Origin of the sequence: Vibrio sp. B183 (assembly GCF_000740665.1) — a bacterium.
In the GTDB taxonomy this organism is placed as follows: domain Bacteria; phylum Pseudomonadota; class Gammaproteobacteria; order Enterobacterales; family Vibrionaceae; genus Vibrio; species Vibrio coralliilyticus.
In genome coordinates this window covers 77,529-100,037 of sequence record NZ_JPQB01000005.1, presented here as the reverse complement: position 1 = coordinate 100,037, position 22,509 = coordinate 77,529, and the positions used below count along the sequence as shown (strand labels likewise).

The 22,509-nt window shown below is 43.8% G+C and carries 23 protein-coding genes; 13 read left to right on the top strand and 10 right to left on the bottom strand.

Features of this window, described 5'->3' with window-relative positions; all coding sequences use genetic code 11:
- Positions 1-45: 45 nt before the first annotated feature.
- Positions 46-1,548 carry a lytic polysaccharide monooxygenase gene (locus IX95_RS06100; protein WP_038157872.1) on the bottom strand — a complete coding sequence of 501 codons (1,503 nt, stop codon included), beginning with the start codon at positions 1,546-1,548 and terminating at the stop codon, positions 46-48.
- Positions 1,549-2,449: 901 nt separating this feature from the next.
- On the opposite strand from IX95_RS06100, the gene IX95_RS06095 reads away from it, so the two are divergent.
- From IX95_RS06095 to IX95_RS06070, 6 genes are all read left to right on the top strand, one after another.
- Complete coding sequence (locus IX95_RS06095; RefSeq protein ID WP_235202589.1) at positions 2,450-2,602, top strand: hypothetical protein; 153 nt, start codon at positions 2,450-2,452, stop codon at positions 2,600-2,602.
- Between the two features lie 106 nt (positions 2,603-2,708).
- A complete protein-coding gene (locus IX95_RS06090) occupies positions 2,709-3,287 on the top strand; it encodes a hypothetical protein (protein WP_038157870.1) in 579 nt (192 codons plus the stop codon).
- A gap of 232 nt (positions 3,288-3,519) precedes the next feature.
- Positions 3,520-4,140 (top strand): substrate-binding periplasmic protein, encoded by a 621-nt coding sequence (locus IX95_RS06085; protein ID WP_231115555.1) that lies wholly within the window; start codon positions 3,520-3,522, stop codon positions 4,138-4,140.
- A gap of 338 nt (positions 4,141-4,478) precedes the next feature.
- Complete coding sequence (locus IX95_RS06080) at positions 4,479-6,086, top strand: EAL domain-containing protein (RefSeq protein WP_038157867.1); 1,608 nt, start codon at positions 4,479-4,481, stop codon at positions 6,084-6,086.
- Positions 6,087-6,274: 188 nt separating this feature from the next.
- Positions 6,275-7,951 (top strand): LruC domain-containing protein, encoded by a 1,677-nt coding sequence (locus tag IX95_RS06075; protein ID WP_038157865.1) that lies wholly within the window; start codon positions 6,275-6,277, stop codon positions 7,949-7,951.
- A 9-nt stretch (positions 7,952-7,960) separates the two neighbouring features.
- Complete coding sequence (locus IX95_RS06070) at positions 7,961-8,434, top strand: hypothetical protein (protein ID WP_038157863.1); 474 nt, start codon at positions 7,961-7,963, stop codon at positions 8,432-8,434.
- 26 nt (positions 8,435-8,460) lie between these two features.
- Here IX95_RS06070 and IX95_RS06065 read toward each other — a convergent pair whose 3' ends face one another.
- Together IX95_RS06065 and IX95_RS06060 are read right to left on the bottom strand one after the other, a co-directional pair.
- A complete protein-coding gene (locus IX95_RS06065; RefSeq protein ID WP_038157860.1) occupies positions 8,461-8,718 on the bottom strand; it encodes a hypothetical protein in 258 nt (85 codons plus the stop codon).
- Positions 8,719-8,854: 136 nt separating this feature from the next.
- On the bottom strand, positions 8,855-9,493 hold the full coding sequence (locus tag IX95_RS06060; RefSeq protein WP_038157859.1) for an NAD(P)-dependent oxidoreductase: 639 nt from the start codon (positions 9,491-9,493) through the stop codon (positions 8,855-8,857).
- 128 nt (positions 9,494-9,621) lie between these two features.
- Here IX95_RS06060 and IX95_RS06055 point away from each other — a divergent pair, with 128 nt between their 5' ends.
- On the top strand, positions 9,622-10,512 hold the full coding sequence (locus tag IX95_RS06055) for a LysR family transcriptional regulator (RefSeq protein WP_038157857.1): 891 nt from the start codon (positions 9,622-9,624) through the stop codon (positions 10,510-10,512).
- A gap of 49 nt (positions 10,513-10,561) precedes the next feature.
- On the opposite strand, the gene IX95_RS06050 is transcribed toward IX95_RS06055, so the two are convergent.
- Complete coding sequence (locus IX95_RS06050; RefSeq protein ID WP_006960820.1) at positions 10,562-12,112, bottom strand: alanine/glycine:cation symporter family protein; 1,551 nt, start codon at positions 12,110-12,112, stop codon at positions 10,562-10,564.
- A 482-nt stretch (positions 12,113-12,594) separates the two neighbouring features.
- On the opposite strand from IX95_RS06050, the gene IX95_RS06045 reads away from it, so the two are divergent.
- Both IX95_RS06045 and IX95_RS06040 read left to right on the top strand, forming a co-directional pair.
- Positions 12,595-12,846 carry a DUF6482 family protein gene (locus IX95_RS06045; RefSeq protein ID WP_038157855.1) on the top strand — a complete coding sequence of 84 codons (252 nt, stop codon included), beginning with the start codon at positions 12,595-12,597 and terminating at the stop codon, positions 12,844-12,846.
- A gap of 165 nt (positions 12,847-13,011) precedes the next feature.
- The gene (locus tag IX95_RS06040; protein WP_006960822.1) at positions 13,012-13,263 is read left to right on the top strand and encodes a hypothetical protein; all 252 of its coding nucleotides are present in this window, start codon (positions 13,012-13,014) and stop codon (positions 13,261-13,263) included.
- Positions 13,264-13,327: 64 nt separating this feature from the next.
- Here IX95_RS06040 and IX95_RS06035 read toward each other — a convergent pair whose 3' ends face one another.
- Both IX95_RS06035 and IX95_RS06030 read right to left on the bottom strand, forming a co-directional pair.
- Complete coding sequence (locus IX95_RS06035) at positions 13,328-14,023, bottom strand: pirin family protein (protein WP_038157853.1); 696 nt, start codon at positions 14,021-14,023, stop codon at positions 13,328-13,330.
- A gap of 24 nt (positions 14,024-14,047) precedes the next feature.
- Positions 14,048-14,491 (bottom strand): DoxX family protein, encoded by a 444-nt coding sequence (locus IX95_RS06030; RefSeq protein WP_006960824.1) that lies wholly within the window; start codon positions 14,489-14,491, stop codon positions 14,048-14,050.
- 335 nt (positions 14,492-14,826) lie between these two features.
- Here IX95_RS06030 and IX95_RS06025 point away from each other — a divergent pair, with 335 nt between their 5' ends.
- From IX95_RS06025 to IX95_RS06010, 4 genes are all read left to right on the top strand, one after another.
- Positions 14,827-15,420 carry a LysE family translocator gene (locus tag IX95_RS06025; RefSeq protein WP_038157851.1) on the top strand — a complete coding sequence of 198 codons (594 nt, stop codon included), beginning with the start codon at positions 14,827-14,829 and terminating at the stop codon, positions 15,418-15,420.
- A 16-nt stretch (positions 15,421-15,436) separates the two neighbouring features.
- Positions 15,437-16,249, top strand: a complete 813-nt coding sequence (locus tag IX95_RS06020) for a helix-turn-helix transcriptional regulator (protein WP_038157849.1) — start codon at positions 15,437-15,439, stop codon at positions 16,247-16,249.
- A 10-nt stretch (positions 16,250-16,259) separates the two neighbouring features.
- Positions 16,260-16,970, top strand: coding sequence for an AraC family transcriptional regulator (locus tag IX95_RS06015; protein WP_038157847.1), 711 nt, complete (start codon positions 16,260-16,262; stop codon positions 16,968-16,970).
- A 107-nt stretch (positions 16,971-17,077) separates the two neighbouring features.
- Positions 17,078-18,019 carry a DMT family transporter gene (locus IX95_RS06010; RefSeq protein WP_038157845.1) on the top strand — a complete coding sequence of 314 codons (942 nt, stop codon included), beginning with the start codon at positions 17,078-17,080 and terminating at the stop codon, positions 18,017-18,019.
- Here IX95_RS06010 and IX95_RS06005 read toward each other — a convergent pair.
- Genes IX95_RS06005 through IX95_RS05990 form a run of 4 tightly spaced genes read right to left on the bottom strand, consistent with a single transcriptional unit; the run spans position 17,999 to position 22,507 of the window.
- Positions 17,999-18,904, bottom strand: a complete 906-nt coding sequence (locus IX95_RS06005) for a hydroxymethylglutaryl-CoA lyase (protein ID WP_038157843.1) — start codon at positions 18,902-18,904, stop codon at positions 17,999-18,001. The genes IX95_RS06010 and IX95_RS06005 overlap by 21 nt on opposite strands.
- Positions 18,901-19,713 carry an enoyl-CoA hydratase/isomerase family protein gene (locus tag IX95_RS06000; protein ID WP_038157842.1) on the bottom strand — a complete coding sequence of 271 codons (813 nt, stop codon included), beginning with the start codon at positions 19,711-19,713 and terminating at the stop codon, positions 18,901-18,903. The genes IX95_RS06005 and IX95_RS06000 overlap by 4 nt, the downstream gene beginning before the upstream one ends.
- 9 nt (positions 19,714-19,722) lie before the next feature.
- Complete coding sequence (locus tag IX95_RS05995; protein WP_019275778.1) at positions 19,723-21,327, bottom strand: carboxyl transferase domain-containing protein; 1,605 nt, start codon at positions 21,325-21,327, stop codon at positions 19,723-19,725.
- 10 nt (positions 21,328-21,337) lie between these two features.
- A complete protein-coding gene (locus tag IX95_RS05990) occupies positions 21,338-22,507 on the bottom strand; it encodes an isovaleryl-CoA dehydrogenase (protein ID WP_019275779.1) in 1,170 nt (389 codons plus the stop codon).
- Positions 22,508-22,509 lie beyond the last annotated feature (2 nt).

Here is a 22,509-nt window from a genome sequence, read left to right as displayed (position 1 = left end):
GGCTTAGAAGGAGTAAGCCACCTGCAAGCAGGTGGCTTTCATCGCTTAGTCTAACTTTCTCCACTGTTGATCAACCCAGCCTGGGTCAATCGCAACACCAGGTAAGAACTGTTCGTCATTACAGTTTGCTGCCCAGTCTCCGTAACATTCGTAGATGCCTTCTCCATCAAACTTGACGACATCACCTGCCACGTAGCTGCCGAAGCCTTCAGGGTAATGGTAGTCATATTCGATCTCGCCTTGTTCTTCAACTACAGAGAACTCGTAGGTGGCTTGCTCATGCGAGCCATCAACTTGGCTGTGGATACGAACGCTGTAGTCTCCTAACACACTGATTTCGAAAGAGGCTGGGTTTTCAGTTGTGCCCTCAATGATTTGCTCAGGTTTTTCACCGCCTACAGTTCTTAGTATCGCAGTGTAGGAGTAAACGTCCTGTTTACCATTAATTACTTCTATTTCAACGGGAATAGACAGTGTTTCTCCAGGTGTCAGCTCATATTCAGCTTCTTTGTTCGACCATTCGATGGACGTATCTTGATCGACTTTTTCAATCAAGTGCGACCAATTTTCACTGGTATAGTAGATGTTATTCTCTGATGGATCATCACTAAGGATGATTTCATCATCGTCGTTTAATACACCGACTTGAACGTATTGTGAGATTGTAGCGTTGTTGTTGATAGACTCAGCTAAGTCAATCTTCCAATGTTCGTTATTCTCGTTCTCCGCAGTGATATCTTGCAGGACTTCGAAGTCCTCATAGCCCTTATACATCAAGCGAGCTTTGACTTGATCGCCGGGAGAGACTTCGATAGTTTCAGTCGCAAAGTCTTCATTTTTCACCCACGGTGATTCATCTGGACCTGGTTCGTGATCACCGACGATAACGTTGGCACAGCTATAAAACGCTTCTGCGCTATCCCAAACATCTTGTGGTGGCGGGCCTAATTCATCATGCGGTTTGTGGGTAGGATGGGGGCGCTGCCAAACTTGATAGATAATGTGTTTGCCCGACTTCCCTTCTGGCCACTTCACTTTATAAGTTATGTAGTCATCCGCTTCTTTACCTTCACCATCAATGACAGTAAGACGCTCTAAATCTCCCCAGGTTAGTTTGTCTGTGTCTGGGTTAAAACCGTTGCGAGTAAGAAACAGGTCCCAATACCAAGTTTTGTGTTTGGCTGTATGCTTATAGGTGACTTCAAATTCGCCGTTAGTATCCAGCTCAATTGTTGTGGAGTAGCGATTAGCACTTGGAATATCAAGTACTGCATATTCACCGCCTTTAGAAGCTGAACAAAGTTCTTCATTGTTAATGACGGCTTGATGATCGCCAGCTGCGTTGCCTTGGTTAATCTCGTTCTTTTGATTCTTAACCGTGTCACTACATAGCGTAGGGTCACTTGTTGTCCCTTCATAACAGCTATAGGCATAGTCTTGGGGTGAGACCATATATCCGTGTGCTGCAACTGGGGTAACATAAACACTGCTCAGTGCTGCAGTGAGTAAACTCAGCTGCAATACTGCCTTTTTCTTATTTAATTGCATTAGATGCGTCCTCATTATTCTTAATGAACTAGAACTGAGCTAATAGACTGATTTTTAGATGCTTATCTATTTTAACTTAAAAAATTTAAATATTTATTTAAAGTAATTAAACCTTAGATTGGTAATTAACGTAATTTAAATGTACACGCCATTTAAATTAATGTGTTGGCTAATTATATATTTTTGTAATGATTTATGGGCTGGCTTTAATTTATACATGATTGAGATATATGATAAATCTATTAGTTATTGTTATCCTATTTTTTATTCTACTGGTTATGTAAATCAAGATGGTTTTGAAAATTGATTTGAAGAATGATTTTGCTTCGTAAAGATGAGGGTAAAGCTTCAACTCTTTTGTGACTTCCTTAAGGTCAATGATGACGTTATTGATAGTGGCTTTCGATTGTCTGCAAAGGTGGGCTGATACTTTCATTACGGAACGATATATTATTATTTTGACGTTATTGACGTAAGTAATTTAATAATTGCAACGATGGTTATTTTATAGATTGCGGTTGGTTATGTTAAAGGTGATTGATTTTCAAATTTATTGGTTTTAATTTGGGGCTTGTGATAAATAAAAGTGTGCTATTTAAAAGAGCAATTATGGAAAAGCTGTTGCTAAAGAAAATTTATGTTTTTAGATTTTAATATCCACATGGAGGAGTGTTGCTATAAAAATTTTATATTTCTTCTTGTATTTAATCTGTAGCCCAAACAATAAGCTTTGAATAAAGATCTAATTTTTATTCCGTTAGTACTAACTGGATGCCTTCAACTTGATTTTATGAGTCGCATAGAGTATGCATATGAATGCTTTTACTACACACTATTTACAGACACAGTCCTGAACAACGGTTGATATTTCAACTTTACCTGGACGTTGAAAGGTGGGCCAGTGAACTTTGATACTCATGGAGACGGTAACGGAAACTCCATAAGCTATGAGAAAGGCCGAGGCGTTCCAGAAGATGAAGGAGAGCTGGTGGCTGCCTTTACCGGTAATCACGGCTGGTTTTTCCGTAATCGTGATTTTACGAACCAGTGGTGATTATGGGCAGATGAAACGTGTACTTTAATTAAGTAACAGCCTCTGTGGTGGAATATTCCACAGAGGCTGTATCATCCCGTCTATTGATTCGCATAAAGAAAAGGTTATGAACGTTAAAACTATCTACCCTGTTATTGCATTGCTACTTGGTTCTGTTTTCATACCAGCTGGAGCCACCAACGACGATAGCACTGAGCAGGAGCAGGTTACTCGTGAGCTGGAAGCAATGCTCAACGCTGCTAAACAGTATCAGTTAGATACCGGGAGAGCGCTTGAAATCACGCCAGATACGAATGTCGAATACGGTTATTTGGCGATTGACAATTTAATTGAAGACCCCGGTATAGAAGGTTGGAATGGGCCGTACTTACCATACAGCAATGATTGGTTTGGGTTTGAGCAGTACGTCAGCCATCCCGAATACATTGCTGCTCAATTACTGGCTAAAGAAGATACTGAATGGAACAAAGGGAGTACGCCTGAAGGTTGTAATGAAAACTCGACATCATGCAAAATCGCTGCGTGTATCTGGAGTGTGCCTGAGGAAGTGGCGAAAGGCATCAACGAAGAGGTTGACGGTATTCAGAGCCTAAAAGACGTCGACTCGACAGGTGTTATCAGATACAACGGCGGAAGTCTGGTTTGGATTGTATGCATGACAGGTGACGATTATAAGCTACCATAGCCTTCAAGTTACATAAGTTATCTGTCTATTTGCTCCTGACATTGGCGATGAAGCGCAAACTTCAGTTTGAGCTTCATCACTGTATAATCTATCGAAATAACAAAGAGAGATTCTCTACCTATACTTAGATAAAATTATAAAGAGACGCTTAAACTCAATGATGATAAAGCCGTTAATTATTTCCGTTTTGGTTTTAATTTGTGCAAGTGCAAAGGTCCATGCTGCATATAATATGCACTTCTTCCTTCCAGATTTCCCACCTTATACGACCATAGACGAGCAGGGTAAACCAACGGGTATTGGGATAGATAAAGTTCTACCTATTTTATCGTCAATCGGTGTTGAGTACACCGTGACCGTGTCATCAAACCATGGCAGAGCTCTGTCTGAACTGAGAAAACAGCGTTCAGATGGCTTCTTTATGGCATCACAGAATGAAGAACGTGATAAGTATGCGGTGTTTTCAGAGCCAGTAATGAGCAATCGTTGGGTTTGGATTGTTCGTAGTGAAGATGTCGAAAAGTTTGCCCCCCATGATTCTGCTTTTAGGAGCCAAGCGAAAGTCACCAGTCTACTGAATACAAATACTGCTTATTGGTTAAAAAACCAGGGTTATCAAATGGTCCCTCCAGCGACCCATATCTACGGTTTGATTGAAAAGTTGGACATTAAAGTGGTGGATGCCATCTTAGTCGCTGAAGTCGTGTTCCTTCATAATTTCAGTAATTTGAGCGGTTATGGAGTTATCCTTGAAGAGGAAAAAGAGTTCGGTCTGTATATCTCTAAACGCTTTCTCGAAGAACACCCAGAATTTATGGAACGCCTAAATCAAGCAATTAGACGATTACGCTGATCTCTTGATGAGTAACTACAATCTTCAACCAAAAGAGTCACATACACTGTTTAAACAAGGAGTTGGAATACTCTAGCTAACGTGAACAAAACGATCTTTCTGGTTTTCAAATCGAGCGAAGTCGCAATTCATAATGAGACTATTATCACGTAACTAAGATGTTAGAGTGTCTGGACGTCTTACTTTTGTTACATTTCGAAATTATTCTTAATATTAATTCATAAAAAAGATACATAGCCATCTTGAATGTTTTTGTGTGGCGCCGCATGACAGCGCCTCGAAGAATAATATTAATAAAGATATCAATATTAATTGGAGCAATATAGGGTGTTTGAAAAATGAGTGCGATGGCATTGTTGGATAGTATTAATGTACCTCGTAAGCATTTGTTTTCAATGTTATTGCTTTGCCTATTTAATGTAATATTGATTTTGGTTCTTATCGGTTGCGCCAATCTTCACTTAGATTCCTCTACTAAACAAGCAGCCAGAGAAATTGAAACACACTTCGATAGAATTAAAGATGACTTTAATTACTTAGCGAAAGACAACAAGCTGGCTGATAGCTGTGACGTGCTGTTAGTTGAGATGCGACAGTCTGTGTTTGAAACACATATGGCGAAGGAGGTCGCGGTCTTTAGGAAAGGAGGGCAGTTTTTCTGTGCGACTAATAAAGGAAAAGTATCATTTAATCTTTACCCTCATATCTATCAAGAGCTTAAATCCTTACCGCTTCATCAAACAGTGGCCTATTTTAAAGCAGCGATAAACCGTCTTAACTCAATCGGCCTATTGTTCTTAGATGATCAGCAGCGTGGTGTCAGTATTTTGATTCCTCCTGGCTATCTTTTCGAGTTAATTGAGCAGAAGTTTGCTCCTCAAGGAATTGATTTTGATCTTTGGATAAGTGGTCAACTTGTAGACAATAAGTCTTCGATGAACTCATCGAATTCAGAGGTTTTCAGGTTTAGTGAGTATCAGGGGGAGCGTTTCCCTTTTGCTATAAAATCCCAAGCCGGTCATGTGTACTACCTGTCTTACATCTTCGATAAATATTGGGTGTTTCTGTTAGTTTCTAGCGTTGTTATCGTGTCTTATTCCTTCTCTAGCAAACGACGCATTGCTAAAAACAGTTTGGAGTTTTCGCTTGTAGATGCACTGAATCGAGGGTACTTCGAATGTTATTATCAACCTATCATTGACGCGAGTAGCCATAGGGCTATTGGATGTGAAGCATTACTGCGTTGGAATGACCCTAAGCGAGGGTTTGTATCTCCCGGTATATTTATCCCCTTGGCTGAAAAGTTAAATCTGATCAATCGCTTGACCTATTATGTGTTTAATCAGGTTGTTGATTTTATAGCTAAAAATGAAAGCGTTTTGATTGGAAAATACGTTAGCATTAACATAAGCCGTAAAACACTAATCGCGCCGAGGTTACTCCGTATTGTTAAGCAATTCCAAAAAGCTCACCCTCATATCCTCAAAAAGCTTGTCTTTGAGATCACAGAGAATGGTGAATATACCGATGAAGAGTTGGAAATAGCAAAAAAACATATTCAAGAGCTGTGTCGAACGGGAATTAGAATAGCGGTTGATGACTTTGGAACAGGTTACTCTGGTTTAAACTTTGTTAGTCAGCTTCCTTTTGAAATCATGAAGATAGATCGAGTGTTCGTTAAGAACCTTGATAAGCAGCAGAGTACGAAGCCTGTTCTGGAATCGATGGTCAATCTTGCAAGGAGCCGTAATATGACGGTTATTGTTGAGGGAGTAGAGACTGACATTCAGTTGCAGATTCTCTTAGACATGGGCTTCGTCTATATACAGGGATTTCTATTTGCCCGCCCGATGCCAGAACAAGAAGTCATCGAATATCTTAAGCATATCAATAAGATAAATGCTATCAATACACAATGCAGAGAAACACCTGCTTTGGAGAGTTAACAGGTAACCATAGGGGGCAACTGCAGTGCCTAGTGTGACTTGGTACTTTAACATTCATCTTTATTCTCAAAATGAGAATAAGCTAGGTAACTTTTATAAGTTGTTGTAAATAAGATAAAAAATATCAGGTATTATTTTTGCTGCGTCTCTTTCTAGTGCGATTCGTTCTAGATAAGGGGCCAGACTTTATGAAACTTCAAAGTATCATTTTCCTTGCTACTACCTCTATCCCATTTTTCTCGGGAGCTTTAACAACCAGTGACTTAACATTTGAGTCCGGATCAGATGCTTCCAATTATTCCGCGAAAGGAAAGCCAAACAACACATATTCTGTTGCTGATTCTCTCCCGAGTGATGTTCTTCAGAATGTTTATTCAATGCTTCCTGAGGGCACTGTGGTAAACAGTGATTTTATTGCGCCTGAGCGTTATTCCAGTATAGATATCGATGATCAGTTGAATGGTGCAGCTTATGCGACAGCAACCGTTACCTTTCTAAATGAAGGGGCTGGGTATCGAAATAGTCTAGGGTATTTTGTTTTCGACACTGATAACCCTCCGACTTCTAAAGATGAAATTGACGCTCATGTGATCATATTTCCAAATACCTCAAAGCCACGAGAAGGTGAGATGCAGGAAGGTGATTCGATTGATTTGAGCGTTCAACTGACCGAAGGACAAACCTTGGCTTTTTTCATCATTCCCAATGGCTGGGGGTGGAGCGGTTCCTACAATAATATTTCTAGCCTAGGTAACTGGGGTACACCATTTTATAGTTACCCGTCGTTGAACCCAGAAAGCACGTCAGAATATCGTAGGCACAACGTGGCATTTATTGATACCGCTAACGAGTTTCTAGTGCTAGGTTTTGAGGATATTCGCCGGCCTCAAGGTGATAACGATTTTAATGATCTGATTTTCACTGTAAGTATCTCCCCATTTTCGGCTGTGGACGGAGTGAATACTGATGGCTCAACGGATTCAAAATATGAAACGTTGACTCAAAACAATGACCCAGACATCACCGTGACTTCGGTTTACCCAAGTTCAGACAGCTACGCGACAATAGCGTTTGAAGACCGGTGGCCATTGATGGGAGATTACGATTTTAATGATGTAGTTTTGCAGTATAGGGTTACAGAAACCCTAAATGGGGTCAGAGAGCTAAAGGGTATCACGATAGATTATACCCTTCAGGCTATGGGAGCCGGATATTCGAACGGATTTGCAGTTCAATTGCCAAATGTCGATCCCTCTAATGTATCTTCTGCAACCGTGACACGTAACGGTGTAGAGGTTGAGCATACTGTACTTGAATCAGACAACGGCGAAACGGTGCTAATAGTCGCGGAAAGTGTCAAAGACGATCTGCAGGATTTAGGGGTGTTTTCAGGAGGCTGTAAGTTTTATAGGACCGAAAGTGCATGTTTGGAACAGCAAACAGCTGGTGTGCTTGGATACCAATTGAACGTTGAATTGACGACTCCAATCTCTCGGGAGCTTATTGGCTATCCTCCTTATGACTCATTCATATTTGCAGCAGAAAATACCTACCACGGCGACTTCTTTACTTCTTTTCCAGGGATGCAGTGGCAGACCCATTTCAAACAGTTTCCAGGCACCAGTAACATGGATAGTAGCTTGTTAAACCAGCATGATGACCATTCTGGTGGAGGGCTATGCTTCTTAACTGAAAACAATATGCCTTGGGTGATTAACATTCGGGATGATTGGCAGCACCCAGTCGAATACATGGACATAAGTAAAGCGTATACGAGCTTCCCGACTTGGGTAGAAAGTAATGGAGACACAGATGGAGAATGGTACAAGTCTCCGAAAACTGATCGTGTCATTTCAGCGCAATAGGAGAGGATTATGAAGCATTCAAATCGTATTACTTTAAGTTTACTGGTTTCGCTTTCCCTTGTTGCCTGTGGTGGTGGGGGAGGTGGCGACGCAGGTTCTGCTGGAGGAGGTGCATCTGCAACGACTCCAGCTGCAGCGAGTACTCAAATAGATAACACCGCCGACATCGTTGCCTCAAGAGATTTCTCATTCGATGTAGGGCAGATCATCACGTTTACCGTGGACTATAGCGGATCCAGTGATGGGGCGGTTCATCTCTATTCAGAAGCAGCCTTTACCAGCGATAGTGGTGAGGTCATTGCAGATCCGACATCCCGCATCACAACCATTTATCCAGACAGAACCTCAACAGTTACATTGGAAGTCAATAGTAACTGGCAACAGATATATGCTCGTTGGGTTCCGATGGTGAGTAACGAAACCGAACTGAGCTGGGTTGTATCACTTGATCAGGCGAGTAACAGCTACCAAATATCCTTTTAATACGGGGCTGGTTAAATCTAGTTTGATCAACTTAGCAAAAGCGAGACTTCTAATATGTGTGTTGATTTATCAGAAAATTGGGTGAAATCCTTATCAATGCGCAGATATTTCTCATCGAGTGAAGAAAAGGTTGTAATTGTTTTTAAAGAGTCGATAACTTCTGAGCTGTGGTTGTGAAGATATTGCTTAAAGCTGTCGAGTTGTACTTTATGGATGTTCTCGACTTTAGTAACTGCTTTTAGGATAGATTCTTCTGTAATATTTGTAGTTTCTATGTGGTTCATAGATTTGTTGCTTCCGTAGTGTGATCGCAGAAAGCTAACATCTTCATTATTTGTGAGATATGACCTAGATCAGTAGACAGTCGATTAATGACCATCGTGTAGAAATCATAAAGGAGCCATTTAGGCTCCTTTGTGTTTAGTAAGCGACACCAATACGTTGGTTGGCGTGTTTAGCAGACTCAAGTTCATCAATCATGGCAACGGCGTAGTCAGCGACTGAGATACGACTGTTACCTTCACTATCGGTCAACAACATGTCACCACCTACACGGTAAGGTGCTTGTTTCTCGCCAGGGAAGATATCTGCAGCGGGACTAACGAAGGTCCAGTTGACGTCACTTTCTAGAGAGCGAAATACCTCTAACGCTTCTCCCATAGCTACAGCTTCAGGCTTATACTCATCAGGGAACTCAGGAACAGTAATAAGCTTAATACCCGGTGCCACTTCCAAAGAGCCTGCCCCCCCTACCCAAAGTAGTCGAGAAGCAGTAGATTGAGGCAACTGAGTCAACAGCATTTCTGCGGTTTTAGCGACGATGTCATGATTGCCTGCCGCTCGGCCGCCAATCGCTGAGATCACTACTTCTGCACCATCAATTGCGGCGGTGATATCAGAATTTTGGTCCAGTAAATCAAACTGTCGTGCTTCAACATTCTCTGTTTCGAAGCTAGCGGGGTTTCTTACTAAAGCGATAACCTCATGCCCGCGCGCTTTTGCTTCATTTACGATGTGGCTACCAATCCAACCTGATGCACCTAACACTGCAATTTTCATCTTCATATCTCCTGTTTGTGATTCAGTATTTCGTAACAACAAATGCAGTCTAATGGATAGCTATCTAGCGATAAATGAGCGTATGTGATACACATTGTATCAATCTGGTTTACTAATGGTGACGTGTTATGGATCGCTTAATCGCAATAAGAAGTTTTGTTGAAGTCGCGAATGCTAGGAGCTTTACCAAGGCAGCAGAATCGCTAGATATTAGTCGACTGCAGGTGTCTCGACATGTACAGGAGGTTGAACACTGGCTACAGCAGCGTTTATTGCATCGTACGACGAGAAAAGTCAGTTTAACTCACGCTGGTGAGCAGGCGTTTGTTCGATGTCAGCGCATTTTAGATGAGGCTGCTGCGCTAGAATTAGACTCAATGAGTGGCAAAGATGCTTTAGTGGGAATAATTAGGGTGGCTGCACCAATTGGATTTGCACAGAACCTGCTAATCGATAGAGTCCAAAATTTTGTGTCACTCCACCCACAAGTTGTCATCGATATATTGGCTTCGGATCAAAACTCAGAGCTGGTGGATGAGAGAGTGGACGTTGCATTACGCTTCACTGATAAACCAGCGGATAACCTAATTGCTCGAAGGTTAATGGCAATTGATACAGCTATATGTGCATCGCGCGATTATCTATCCGAATTTGGAGAACCTAAACACGCCGAGGAGTTAGTAGACCACAACTGTTTGACACATTTAAACGTCAAAAATTGGTTGTTCGTTAAGGACAATCAAACGGTGGATGTTGAGGTATCGGGCAATATTAGAGCGAATGATTTGAGTACTTTAGTGAGAGTCGCTGTTAATGGAAAGGGAGTAATTCGGTTACCGTGTGACTTAGCGAATCCACTGATAGAGAAAGGGGAGTTGATCTCCATTCTAAATGACTATCACTATCCAAGTTATGCCCTATGGGCTGTGTATTTATCTCGCAGCTATCAGCAACCCATTGTCAGACAGTTTATCGACTATCTGGTTGAATGTTGGCAAGAGGACATAAAACGAAAATAAAAAGCCCGGCGAAAATGCCGGGCTGTGGTTTGTTAGAAATTGAAATTTCTTACTGCTCAACCGCTTCAGTCTGAGACTGCTTCTGCTGAACTTTGTAGACTTTACCTGCATTGAATCGTTCTAGGTAATCAGCTAGATCGCGCTTCACTTCTGGAACCAGAATGTACAGACCAATAATGTTCACTAGTGCCATCGCGAAGATCATCGCATCAGAGAAGTCGATAACAGGGCCAAGGTTCATTGCTGCACCAATCACTACAAAGATACAGAATTTAACTTTGAAGATAAGCTCCGCTGTTTTGCTCTCACCGAATAGGTAAGTCCAAGCTTTAAGACCGTAGTAAGACCAAGAGATCATTGTAGAGAAAGCAAACAGAACAACGGCAATAGCAAGAATGTATGGGAACCAGCTGATCGCACTACCGAATGCCGCTGAAGTCAGTTCAACACCTGCCAGGCCTGTGTCTGTATCTAGGTAACCTGTGATGATGATAACTAGTGCTGTCATGGTACAAATTACAACGGTATCGATGAACGGTTCTAGCAGAGACACGAAACCTTCTGACATTGGTTCTTTTGTTTTAACTGCTGAGTGAGCAATAGCCGCAGAACCCACACCCGCTTCGTTCGAGAATGCAGCACGTTTGAAACCTTGGATAAGTACACCGATTACGCCACCAGCAATACCTTCACCAGTGAATGCTCCGTTAAAGATAGCGCCAAATGCGTCATCAATGCGGTCGAAGTTCATTAGGATGATGATAAGTGCCGCACCGACATAAATGGTCGCCATGAAAGGAACCACTTTCTCTGTCACTTTAGCGATAGACTTGATACCACCGATGATAACAATACCAACGATGACAGCTAGGATAAGACCAAACAACCAGCCTTTATCAGCAAAGAACGAAGCGTCGCCACCTGTTACACCTACTACCTGCTTGAACGCTTGGTTAGCTTGGAACATGTTACCGCCACCAAGAGAGCCACCGATCGCAAATACAGAGAACAGAACTGCTAGGGTACGGCCAAATGCAGCGTTACCGCGTTTAGCTAGACCTTTGCTTAGGTAGTACATAGGACCACCAGAAACAGAACCGTCTGGGTTGGTGTTACGATATTTCACACCAAGAGCACATTCCACAAACTTACTAGACATACCAAGTAGGCCAGCAAGGATCATCCAGAATGTTGCACCTGCGCCACCGATAGAAACTGCGACCGCCACACCGGCGATGTTACCAAGACCAACAGTACCAGATAGCGCCGTAGTCAGTGCTTGGAAGTGAGACACTTCGCCATCTTCTTTGGCTTTTGGATCTGAGAACTTACCGGAGACTAATTGAACTGCGTGTTTGAACCCACGGAAGTTGATAAAGCCAAGGTAAAAGGTAAAGAAGCTTGCTGCAACAACCAACCAAAGAACGATCCAAGGCACCTGCACGTCTGTAAAAGGGAAAGGAATGGTCGAGAAGATCATACCTACAAATGGGTTGACGATAGGTGCAACGACTTCGTTGATTTTGTCATCCAAGTTGGATGCCGCAGCGCTACCCGCAAAAAGACTTGCCAAAACGGCAAGCGATATACGCTTTGTCATGCTTTTCCTGCCTATGCATTATGGTTTATATGAATATTATTTATATAGATGTTGTGTTTGTTACATATGCGTAACAAATGGGTATTATTCATTTTATAAATAGGTCCGCAACATCTTTGGCGGAAAACTTGATCCAGCAAACAATTCTGATATTCGCTAACTCTAGACAGGTAAATTGAACTTCTTCACTGCTTTTTCTCTGAAAAGTGAAATTATTGATGATAATTCGGTTTTTAATATAGTTGTTAATACTGTATTCGCGGCTGAAATATAAAACTGTGTGATTAAAGTTTGAACAGCAGACAAATTTGCGTTAAGGCTCATAAGAAGTGATTTGTGATGATTTATATTCTTTAGATGAATATTGATTCACGGTGTTTAACTCGCCACTTGTGAGTATTCACGAACCTAATTCACAATGTGGTAATCAAAATTACTGTATCTCTCGTATAGGTTCTTAACACACGAGAGGAGAATAAGGTATGGAACTTCAAATTGAATCATTGGAAGGCGGCATTTACTTGGCTTATTCGATTGATGAAGGCGATAGATTGCTTTTGCGCGATACCAATCAAAATCCGCTGAAATTTTTCAGTTTATCTCAAGCAAAAGAACACTTTAAGGACCAGCATTACCACAGTGCGTCATTGGTTCATCAAAGTGCTTACGATGAAATGTGCGGAGAGGATATAGGTTCCAGTCACTCTCTTAAAACTGACCTAATGTGGTTCTAGAGAGGCTTTGCAAGTGGCGGGCAGCGAGTAAAATGTGCCCGCTCTAGAGCTTATAGAACGCTGTCACTTTCTTGTCATACTCTGAGAGTATTTTTCCGACGGAATATCACCTTTAGCATGTTTTTTAGAATGATGTACGAGTGTTGTAGCCAGAAGTAGAAGAAAATGACAAGAAAGTTGAGTGAGCTAGATGATGTGATCATCAAGAACCTTCAGGATAATGGATTTATCAAAAGCGAAGCTGAAGCGTATTTAAAGCGCAATGTGTATAAGTTGGAAAAGCACGAAGTGGATACGATTAAGAATTATGCGGAACATTTTGGTCTCAATGCAAAAGAGCGAATCATTGAAGATATTCTTGAGCTTCGCAGAGAGGCACTTATGCTAAAGCTCATATCGCAACCAGCTGCAATATAAGCCTAGATATCCAAAGCTTTTTAAGCCTCAGAGATCATACTCGCTCCGAGGCTTGATTACATAACTAGGGGAGATCAAAGATTAGAGCAGTAACTGGTGCATCTCCTGAGTTTTCGAAAGAAACCGATGTCGTTGCCTCAACTTTTGCTCCATCACCTGAGTGCAGTACGGTACTGTCGACGGTCAATTGTCCTTCTACTTGGTGTATGTAGAGATTTCTGCCTTGTGCAATCTCATAAGTAATGCGCTGACCAGCAGCCAAAATCAACTGTTGAAGAGAGGCATCTTGCTTTATATGCAGAGTGCCATTGCGACCATCGGGTGTTGCGATAGGCGTTAACCCTTTCGATTTACCAAAGTCCTTCTGTTGATAGCCAGGTTCATTACCAAACGTGTTTGGTTGAATCCAAATCTGTAGAAATCGCAGAGTATCAGAGTCGGATGCATTGTATTCGCTGTGATAAATTCCACGGCCAGCGGACATTAGTTGGAACTCTCCAGCCGGCAAGGTTTGAATATTACCTTCGCTATCTTTATGTTCGATGGCGCCTTCCAAAACATAGCTGATGATCTCCATGTCTCTGTGACCGTGTGTAGCAAACCCAGCACTTGGCTGAACAATGTCATCATTAATCACTCGTAAAGCAGAAAACCCCATGTGCTTTGGATCATAGTAATCTCCAAAGGAAAACGTATGTTTACTGTCAAGCCAGCCAAAACTAGCACCGCCACGATCCTCTGAGTGTCTAACTGTAATCATAATATTGCCCTCCAGTGTTCGATATTAAGCGAATTTCTTTGCGATAAATTGATCAACTGCTGCTTTGCCTGAACCTGATAATGCCAGTGATACACTCGCAGCCATAAGGGCTAGGCCAAACTCATAGCCGTTGTTAGACATGAAAAGTCCGTTCTCAAAGTGAACTGAGAAAATGGCGACAAGCATAGTAAATGCAAGAGCAATGGAAGCTGGACGTGTAAGAAGGCCAAGCAAAATGAAAAGACCACCAAAGAACTCAGCACTACCTGCTAAGAATGCCATTAGAATACCAGGCCCTAGACCGATAGATGCCATCCACTGACCAGTCCCTTCCAGCCCGTAACCACCAAACCAGCCAAACAGTTTTTGTGCTCCATGCGCCATAAAAATGATCCCAACTGGAATACGTAGCGCCAGAGCGCTGTAACCTGCTTTTGATTCTGTCAGTGTTTTCAGTAGAGCTTTCATAGTGTCATCCTCAAATTTTTCAAATTCATTGGTAGAGGGTTTATATCTTTCCCTCATTGGTTAAAACTGAGTTTAGGCGCTGATGAGGTGAGAAAAAATCGGAGAAAATTAACATACTCGTTCGAAATATTTGAATAACCGCGTTTTGGGAAAAGAGAGGCCAAGTTCTTAGGGGCTTTGGCAAGATTGGGTTGGCTACCGCAATGGTAAAGGTAATAGATGTTCTGGCTGCCTTGTTGCTACTTAGCCTGTTTCCAATGAGTGATGCTCTGCAATATCGTTCAATACTGTCTCTCTCCTAGTCATTATCTTGGTGAAAAAGAGGAGATAACGAGATGGAAAATTTGATATTGGCGATGGTAGTGTTTGCATTCGTTGGGGCTGTGACACCGGGCCCAGTGAATTTATTGGCGACAACCACTGCGGTAAATGACGGGTTAAGGGCGGCGTCAAAGCACGTTCTGGGCGCATCGATAGCGTATGCTGCCGTCGTGTTTGGTTCTGGGCAGATGATACAAACGCTGGCTTCAACGTTACCGAAGCTTGAGTTTTGGATGCAGTTAATAGGCAGTAGCTTCTTGTTTTATCTTGCTTACCAAATCTTTGCAGCGCCGGTACAAGGTGTCACTGTGCAGCAAGGGCAAAGTTCAGGCTGGGTGACCGGAAGTTTGACTCAAATACTTAATCCTAAGGCATGGTTGGTAGCGATGTCCGGCGTAAGTCTTTACGTAATAGGACAGGAAAATGAACAATATTCCTTGTGGCTCTTTACTCTGGTTTCATTATTAATCTGTGTGATCGGGGTTGGCATATGGGCGGTGATTGGCCGTGTTTTAGCAAATCGACTTGCAAATCCAAGATCTCACCGCCAATTTAATAGATTCATGGCAATGATGTTATGCGTGTCTGTCGTGATGATTTGGCTCTGAATGGAATGGTGAGTGAATGAAGAAAGATAAAAGTGCGAGCTTCAAGCAGAGTACGGTTCTTCCATGGATCGAGTTGCGTGTCGCCAATCAGTCGACGGCATGTTATGACGCTCACTCCCATGATGAATTTTCATTTGGCATTATCAATCAGGGCCGTGCAGATTACCGAAATCGACGCAATACACATCAGATTGGGCAGGGGGATATCGTTACTATTAACCCTGCAGATATTCATTCGTGTAACCCACACCAAGGTACTTGGTCCTATAATATGTTGTTTGTTGACGCACTGGAGATGGGAAAAATCCAGCAAGAAATGAGTTCGAATCAACAATATGACTACTTAGATTTTGAGAGTGATTTAGAGCGTCATCCGGAATTTCAGCAACGGTATTTAGCACTTTTTTCCGCGCTTCAGAGCGAAGAAAATGTGTTGTTAGCGAAATCTTGTTTGTATGATTTTATTGAGCTTACTTCTCGACAGAGAGTTAAACCGATGGCAAAGACCGGCTTGTCAAGTCTTGCGGTGGTGCGCGAGAAGTTAATGGATGAACTGAGTAACTCTCATTCCCTAGAAGCGTTAGCAGAGGAAGTGGGAATGAGCCAGTATCAGCTTCTACGTGCTTTCAAGGACCACTATGGGTTACCGCCATACGCTTATCTTATGGACGAAAAGATAAAGCGTGCGAAAGTGATGCTCAAGTCTGGAGAAGATATTGTTGATGTTGCCAACAATCTAGGCTTCTCAGATCAAGCGCATTTTCAGCGACATTTCAAAAAGAAACTTGCTGTGACACCTAAGTTTTATCAGTCTCACTTTGTGGAGTGAATCCAGTCCGATGTTGGAAAACAATCTCACCATTCGAGCCTATACCCGTCAACGTAGAGGTCACGCTCATGAACATCATCAACTTGTACTTCCTATTTTGGGCACCATCATTATTGAGCTGGAAGGCTATCAAGGAAAAGTGTCGGTCGGTGAGTGCGTGGTGATACAAGCCAACACTTTTCACCATTTTCGCGCTAATGAGGCTGCGCGTTTCATTGTTGCTGATTTAAACACTTTGCCAGAGAATTTATTGAATATGGAGACTCTGGTTTTTCCGATTTCTTCACCACTTCAGTCCTACCTAACATTTGTTGAATCTCAGCTTCAGCATCGGGTAACCCCTACCATCGAAGAGCCAATGGTCGACATGTTTATGAAGCTATTGGCGGAACAACAGGCCGGGCAGCAACTTGATCATAGGGTTAGAGCCGTGCTGCATCATATTGAGGAAGACCTAGCCAGAGAGATTACGGTAGATAACTTAGCTAAGGTTGCCTGTTTGAGCCCGACGCAGTTTAAAAAGATTTTTAAACAATCCACTGGATTAAGTGTTCTGCAATACGTGACCAAGCAAAGAATGGAAAAAGCCAAGGCACTACTTACGCATACAGATATCCCAGTTCAGTTAATAGCGGAGAGAGTCGGGTACGCTGACCTGTCAGCCTTTAGCCGACGTTTTTCATTATCATTTGGGCTGTCTCCCCGAGAGCTACGTGGTTGATGAAATTGAGTCTATAAAATCAAGTAAAGTGTCTTTTCTGCAAAGTCTTATGCTCTTTGCTTGTTTAAGCTGTGCTTATCAAAATGATAAATACAAAGAGTACAGCTATGAGTCAGACGCTAAAAACACACAATGAACATCTTGGAGTTCTGGTCATCCTGTTTGCTTCTTTATTGTGGGGGACGACTGGTACCGCAGCTACGTATGCGCCTGATATAAGCCCGTTGGCTATTGGTGCTTTTTCTATGGGTGTGGGTGGACTTCTCCTGGCTCTGTTTGCTTGCAACACGATCAGAAAAGATCGGCGCATATTGAAATCCAATAAAGCTATTTTGCTGACCGGAGCACTTGCTTTGGCCGTTTACCCTCTCGCGTTTTATAGCTCTATGAGAATGGCCGGTGTGGCGATTGGGACGGTAGTCTCTATCGCGAGTGCGCCATTCTTCGTTGCATTTCTGGAGTGCCTGTTTGGCAAAGAGAAAACAATCGATACCCGCTGGGTTATAAGCCTCATCGTGGGCGCAACTGGTATCCTTTTACTGACTCTATCAGAGACATCAACTTCCACACAAACTGATATTCAACACATGAAATTCATAGGAATAGCGCTCGGATTGCTTGCGGGTTTCACCTATGCCACTTACGCGTGGGCAGCCAAAATGCTCATCACTGAAGGCATACATTCCAAATCTGCGATGGGGAGTATTTTCGGGCTGGGTTCACTATTGTTGTTACCTTCATTGTTTTTTACTGGTGGTAATTTGTTTGCGACACCAATAAATACATCCGTCGCTTTGTACATGGCGTTTGTTCCAATGTTTCTTGGCTATGTCTGCTTTGGTTATGGGTTAAAAACGGTGTCTGCCAGCAAAGCGAGTTTGTTGACGCTGTTTGAGCCTGCTGTAGCAGCAGTATTTGCCGTAGTCGTAGTCGGAGAGCATATTGGCGTGTCAGGGTGGGGAGGAATTGGGCTGATAATGGTTTGCTTGTTACTTCAATCCTATCAGCCCAAAAATAGAGAGAGTTTGTTAGCTACGCAAAGCCAGTGAAACTTTGGAAGTCGGCTGGCGCCCTAAGGCGTCGCTGATTTCCCATCCAGCCTGAGCGAGACGGTTTAGATCTACGCCTGTTTCAATCCCTAAACCTTGGCAAAGGTAAACCACATCTTCTGTCGCTACGTTACCAGAAGCGCCTGCGGCATAAGGGCATCCCCCTAAACCTGCTACGCTGCTATCTACAACACGAACGCCCATTTGAAGAGCTTGGTATATATTGGCAAGCGCTTGTCCCCAAGTGTCATGGAAATGAACAGCGACCTGTTGTGAAGGCACTCGCTCAAAAACCGCGTCGAGCATGTTCGCAACTCGCAACGGCGTACCCGTACCAATCGTGTCTCCAAGAGACACTTCATAGCAACCAAGATCAAGCAGTGCTTGAGCAACCTTGGCGACCTGACTGGGTTCGGTTGGGCCGTCATAAGGGCAATCGACGATACAGGATAAGTAACCTCTAACCGGAATGCCTTTGTCTTTTGCTTGAGCCACTACTGGGCGAAATCGTTCAAGGCTTTCTTCTATAGAACAGTTGATATTCTTTTGGCAAAAGCCTTCTGAAGAGGATGTGAATACCGCAACTTCGTTAGCATTGGCGTCGAGTGCCTGCTCAAACCCTCTTATGTTGGGTGTTAAAGCGGCGTATGTAACATTCGAGGAGCGAGTAATTTTGGACATGACTTCTAACGAGTCCGCCATTTGTGGCACCCACTTTGGTGATACGAATGATCCGGCTTCGATGTGGGTGAGCCCACAGGAAGAGAGTTGGTTGATCAGCGCGACTTTTGCCTCGGTTGAAACGGCTTGCTCATTTTGCAAACCGTCACGAGGACCCACTTCAACTATCTTGACTGACTCTGGTAGTAACGAGGTCGTCGTCATTCACGGCCTCCCATTGCCCAATTTGGTGGTCGCTTATCAAAGAAAGCTCTAAGACCTTCTTGCCCTTGCTCAGATACCCTGACTTTTGCGATTAATTGACTGGTGTATTCAATTAAAGCATCGTCAAGCGCCTGAGAGTCACACTCTCGAATCAGAGCTTTGGTTTGCGTAAGCGCAGCAGGGCTATTAAGCTGCAACTGATTTACCATTTCAGTGACGGCTTTCTCCAGTTCGCTGGCTTCGACGGCTTCGTGAATCAAACCAATCTCAAGCGCTTTGTTAGCGTCAAAACGTTCAGCAGTCAGCATGTAACGCCTAGACTGGCGAGCACCAATCGCGCGGTTCACATAGGGCCCGATGGTCGCTGGAACCAGTCCTAGCTTTACTTCGCTGAGACAGAACAAGGCGCTATGATCAGCAATCGCGACATCACAGCAGCAAATGAGCCCCAGAGCTCCACCAAACGCGCAGCCATGAACAACAGCGAGAGTAGGGTGAGGGAAGTTATCCAAGCAGCGCATCAACTGAGCAAGTCTTGACGCATCTTCCTGATTTTCCTGTTCGTTTTTATCTGCCATTGACTGCATCCAGCCAAGATCAGCGCCTGCGGAGAAATGTTTTCCGTTACCACGTAACACTAAGCATCTAACGTCCGACCGCTGAGCCAGTGAGTTAATCGATTCTATCAACTGTTCGATAACCTGCGCGTTGAACGCATTGTGCTTGTCTGGCCGGTTAAGTGATAGACTTGCAACGCCGAATGTATCGACGCTGCAAGTGAGATAGTCGGTATCTTTCAGAGTGGTCATGTCAGGCTCCTACATTCTAAAGATACCGAAATGGCTATCTGGCATCGGAGCATGTTCAGTCGCGGTAAGCGCTTGGGCGAGAACATGTCGGGTTTCTTTCGGATCGATGATGCCATCATCCCAGAGACGCGCACTGGCGTAGTATGGATGACCTTGCTCCTCATACTGATCAACGATGGTTTGCCTAAACTGGCCTTCTTCCATTTCTGACCAAGGCTCGCCTTGGCGTTTCAGGACTTCACGTTTCACTTGGGTTAGCACGCCAGCTGCTTGTTCACCGCCCATTACTGAGATACGAGCGTTAGGCCACATCCACATCATCGTTGGCTCGTAGGCTCGACCGCACATACCGTAGTTGCCCGCTCCGTATGAGCCGCCAATGATGATGGTGAATTTAGGCACATCAGCACAAGCCACTGCCATGACGAGTTTGGCGCCATGTTTGGCGATGCCACCTTCCTCAACTTTTTTGCCAACCATGAATCCAGTAATGTTCTGTAGGAACAGCAATGGAATTTTTCGCTTAGCACACAGCTCGATAAAGTGGGCGCCTTTCTGCGCTGACTCCGCGAACAAGATACCGTTGTTCGCGACGATGCCAATGAGTTTGCCTTCGATTCGAGCAAAGCCACATACAAGCGTTGTGCCAAATAGAGCCTTAAATTCATCGAAATCGGAATCATCGACAATGCGTGCAATCACTTCTCTCACATCGAAAGACAAGCGCAGATCGGCATTGACAATGCCGTAGATATCTTCAGCGGGTAGACGTGGTGGCAACACCTTTTCTGTCTGGGGTATCACAGGTTCTTGGTTGCTGCTTGCAAGTGCTTCTCGCGCCATATGGAAAGCTTGTTGCTCATTTTCTGCGTAGTAGTCTGCAACCCCAGATTTACGGCAATGAACATCTGCGCCGCCAAGTTCTTCGTCCGTCACGATTTCACCTGTGGCCGCCTTAACGAGAGGAGGCCCGGCAAGGAAAATGGTACCTTGTTTTTTCACGATGACAGAGACATCTGCCATCGCCGGAATATAAGCGCCACCTGCGGTACAAGGCCCAAGAACAACCGCTATTTGAGGTATGCCCTTGGCGGACATGCGTGCTTGATTAAAGAAAATACGCCCGAAATGGTCTTTGTCTGGGAACACCTCAGCTTGGTGAGGTAAGTTCGCACCACCGGAATCGACTAGATAAACACAGGGCAAGTGGCAGCGTTCAGCGATTTCTTGTGCTCTGAGGTGTTTTTTTACTGTCAGTGGGTAGTAGGTACCGCCTTTGACTGATGGGTCGTTGGCCAGCACCATACAGGTAACCCCTTTGATCTTGCCGATACCTGCAACGACACCTGCACAAGGGATTGATTCTTCATAAACATTCCATGCTGCGAACTGACCGACTTCCAAAAAGTCTGATCCTTGATCGAGCAGAAGATCAATACGTTCGCGTACCGGAAGTTTGCCTTTCTTTCGCTGTCTTTCGACAGCCCTAGCGCCACCACCTTGTTTGATGGATTCAACATCTGCGTTCAATTTTTCGACCAGTCCACTCATCGCTTGCTGATTTTTAGTGAACAGGGGAGAGTCGGTTTTGATTTTAGTTTTTATGATTGCCATAACATCCTCATTAGCGTGACTCTTCAAACAGTTCACGCCCGATAAGCATCCTGCGAATTTCGGAAGTACCTGCGCCAATTTCATAGAGTTTGGCGTCTCTTAATAAGCGACCGGCAGGGAATTCATTGATATATCCATTACCGCCTAGCAGCTGGATGGCATCGAGTGCAAGCTGTGTTGCTAATTCGGCACTGTAAAGAATCGCGCCAGCGGCATCTTTTCTTGTTGTTTCACCGCGGTCACAGGCAGCGGCAACGGTATAGACATAAGCGCGTGCTGCGTTGGCACGGGTGTACATATCCGCCACCTTGGCTTGAACTAACTGGAACTCACCGATGGACTGACCAAATTGCTTACGGTCATGAACGTAAGGCACAACAAGGTCTAAGCAAGCCTGCATGATACCTAGTGGGCCAGCAGCCAGTACCACGCGCTCGTAATCTAAGCCACTCATTAAGACTTTGACGCCTTGGTTTACTTCACCAAGTACGTTTTCAACGGGAACTTTGCAGTTGGTGAAAACCAGCTCACAGGTGTTCGAGCCTCGCATACCGAGTTTGTCGAGCTTTTGAGCGTGACTGAATCCTTCAAAATCACGTTCGATGATGAAAGCGGTGATGCCTCGTGAAGCTGCGCTAGGGTCGGTTTTAGCATAAACGACGAGTACGTCCGCATCTGGGCCGTTGGTGATCCACATTTTGGTGCCATTCAGCACATAATGATCACCGCTTAATTCGGCTTTGAGCTGCATACTGACTACGTCTGAGCCTGCATTAGGTTCGCTCATTGCCAGCGCACCAATGTAGGAGCCATCGATTAATTTAGGTAGGTATTTTTCTCTTTGAACAGCATTTCCGTTGCGGAAAATCTGATTCACACACAGGTTAGAATGAGCACCGTAACTAAGTGCTACAGAAGCAGACGCACGGCTTATCTCTTCCATGGCTACCACGTGTGCTAAATAGCCCATTGCAGCGCCACCATATTGTTCATCTATGGTCACGCCAAGCAAGCCCATTTCACCCATTAGCGACCATAAGTGGTTCGGGAATTGGTTTTCCTCGTCCACTTTGGCCGCAATAGGTGCAATGTGCTCACGGGCAAAAGCATTCACGTGTTCCCGCAACATGTTCACAGACTCATCGAGCCCAAAGTTGAGGGGGGTGTACTGAGATATCATAT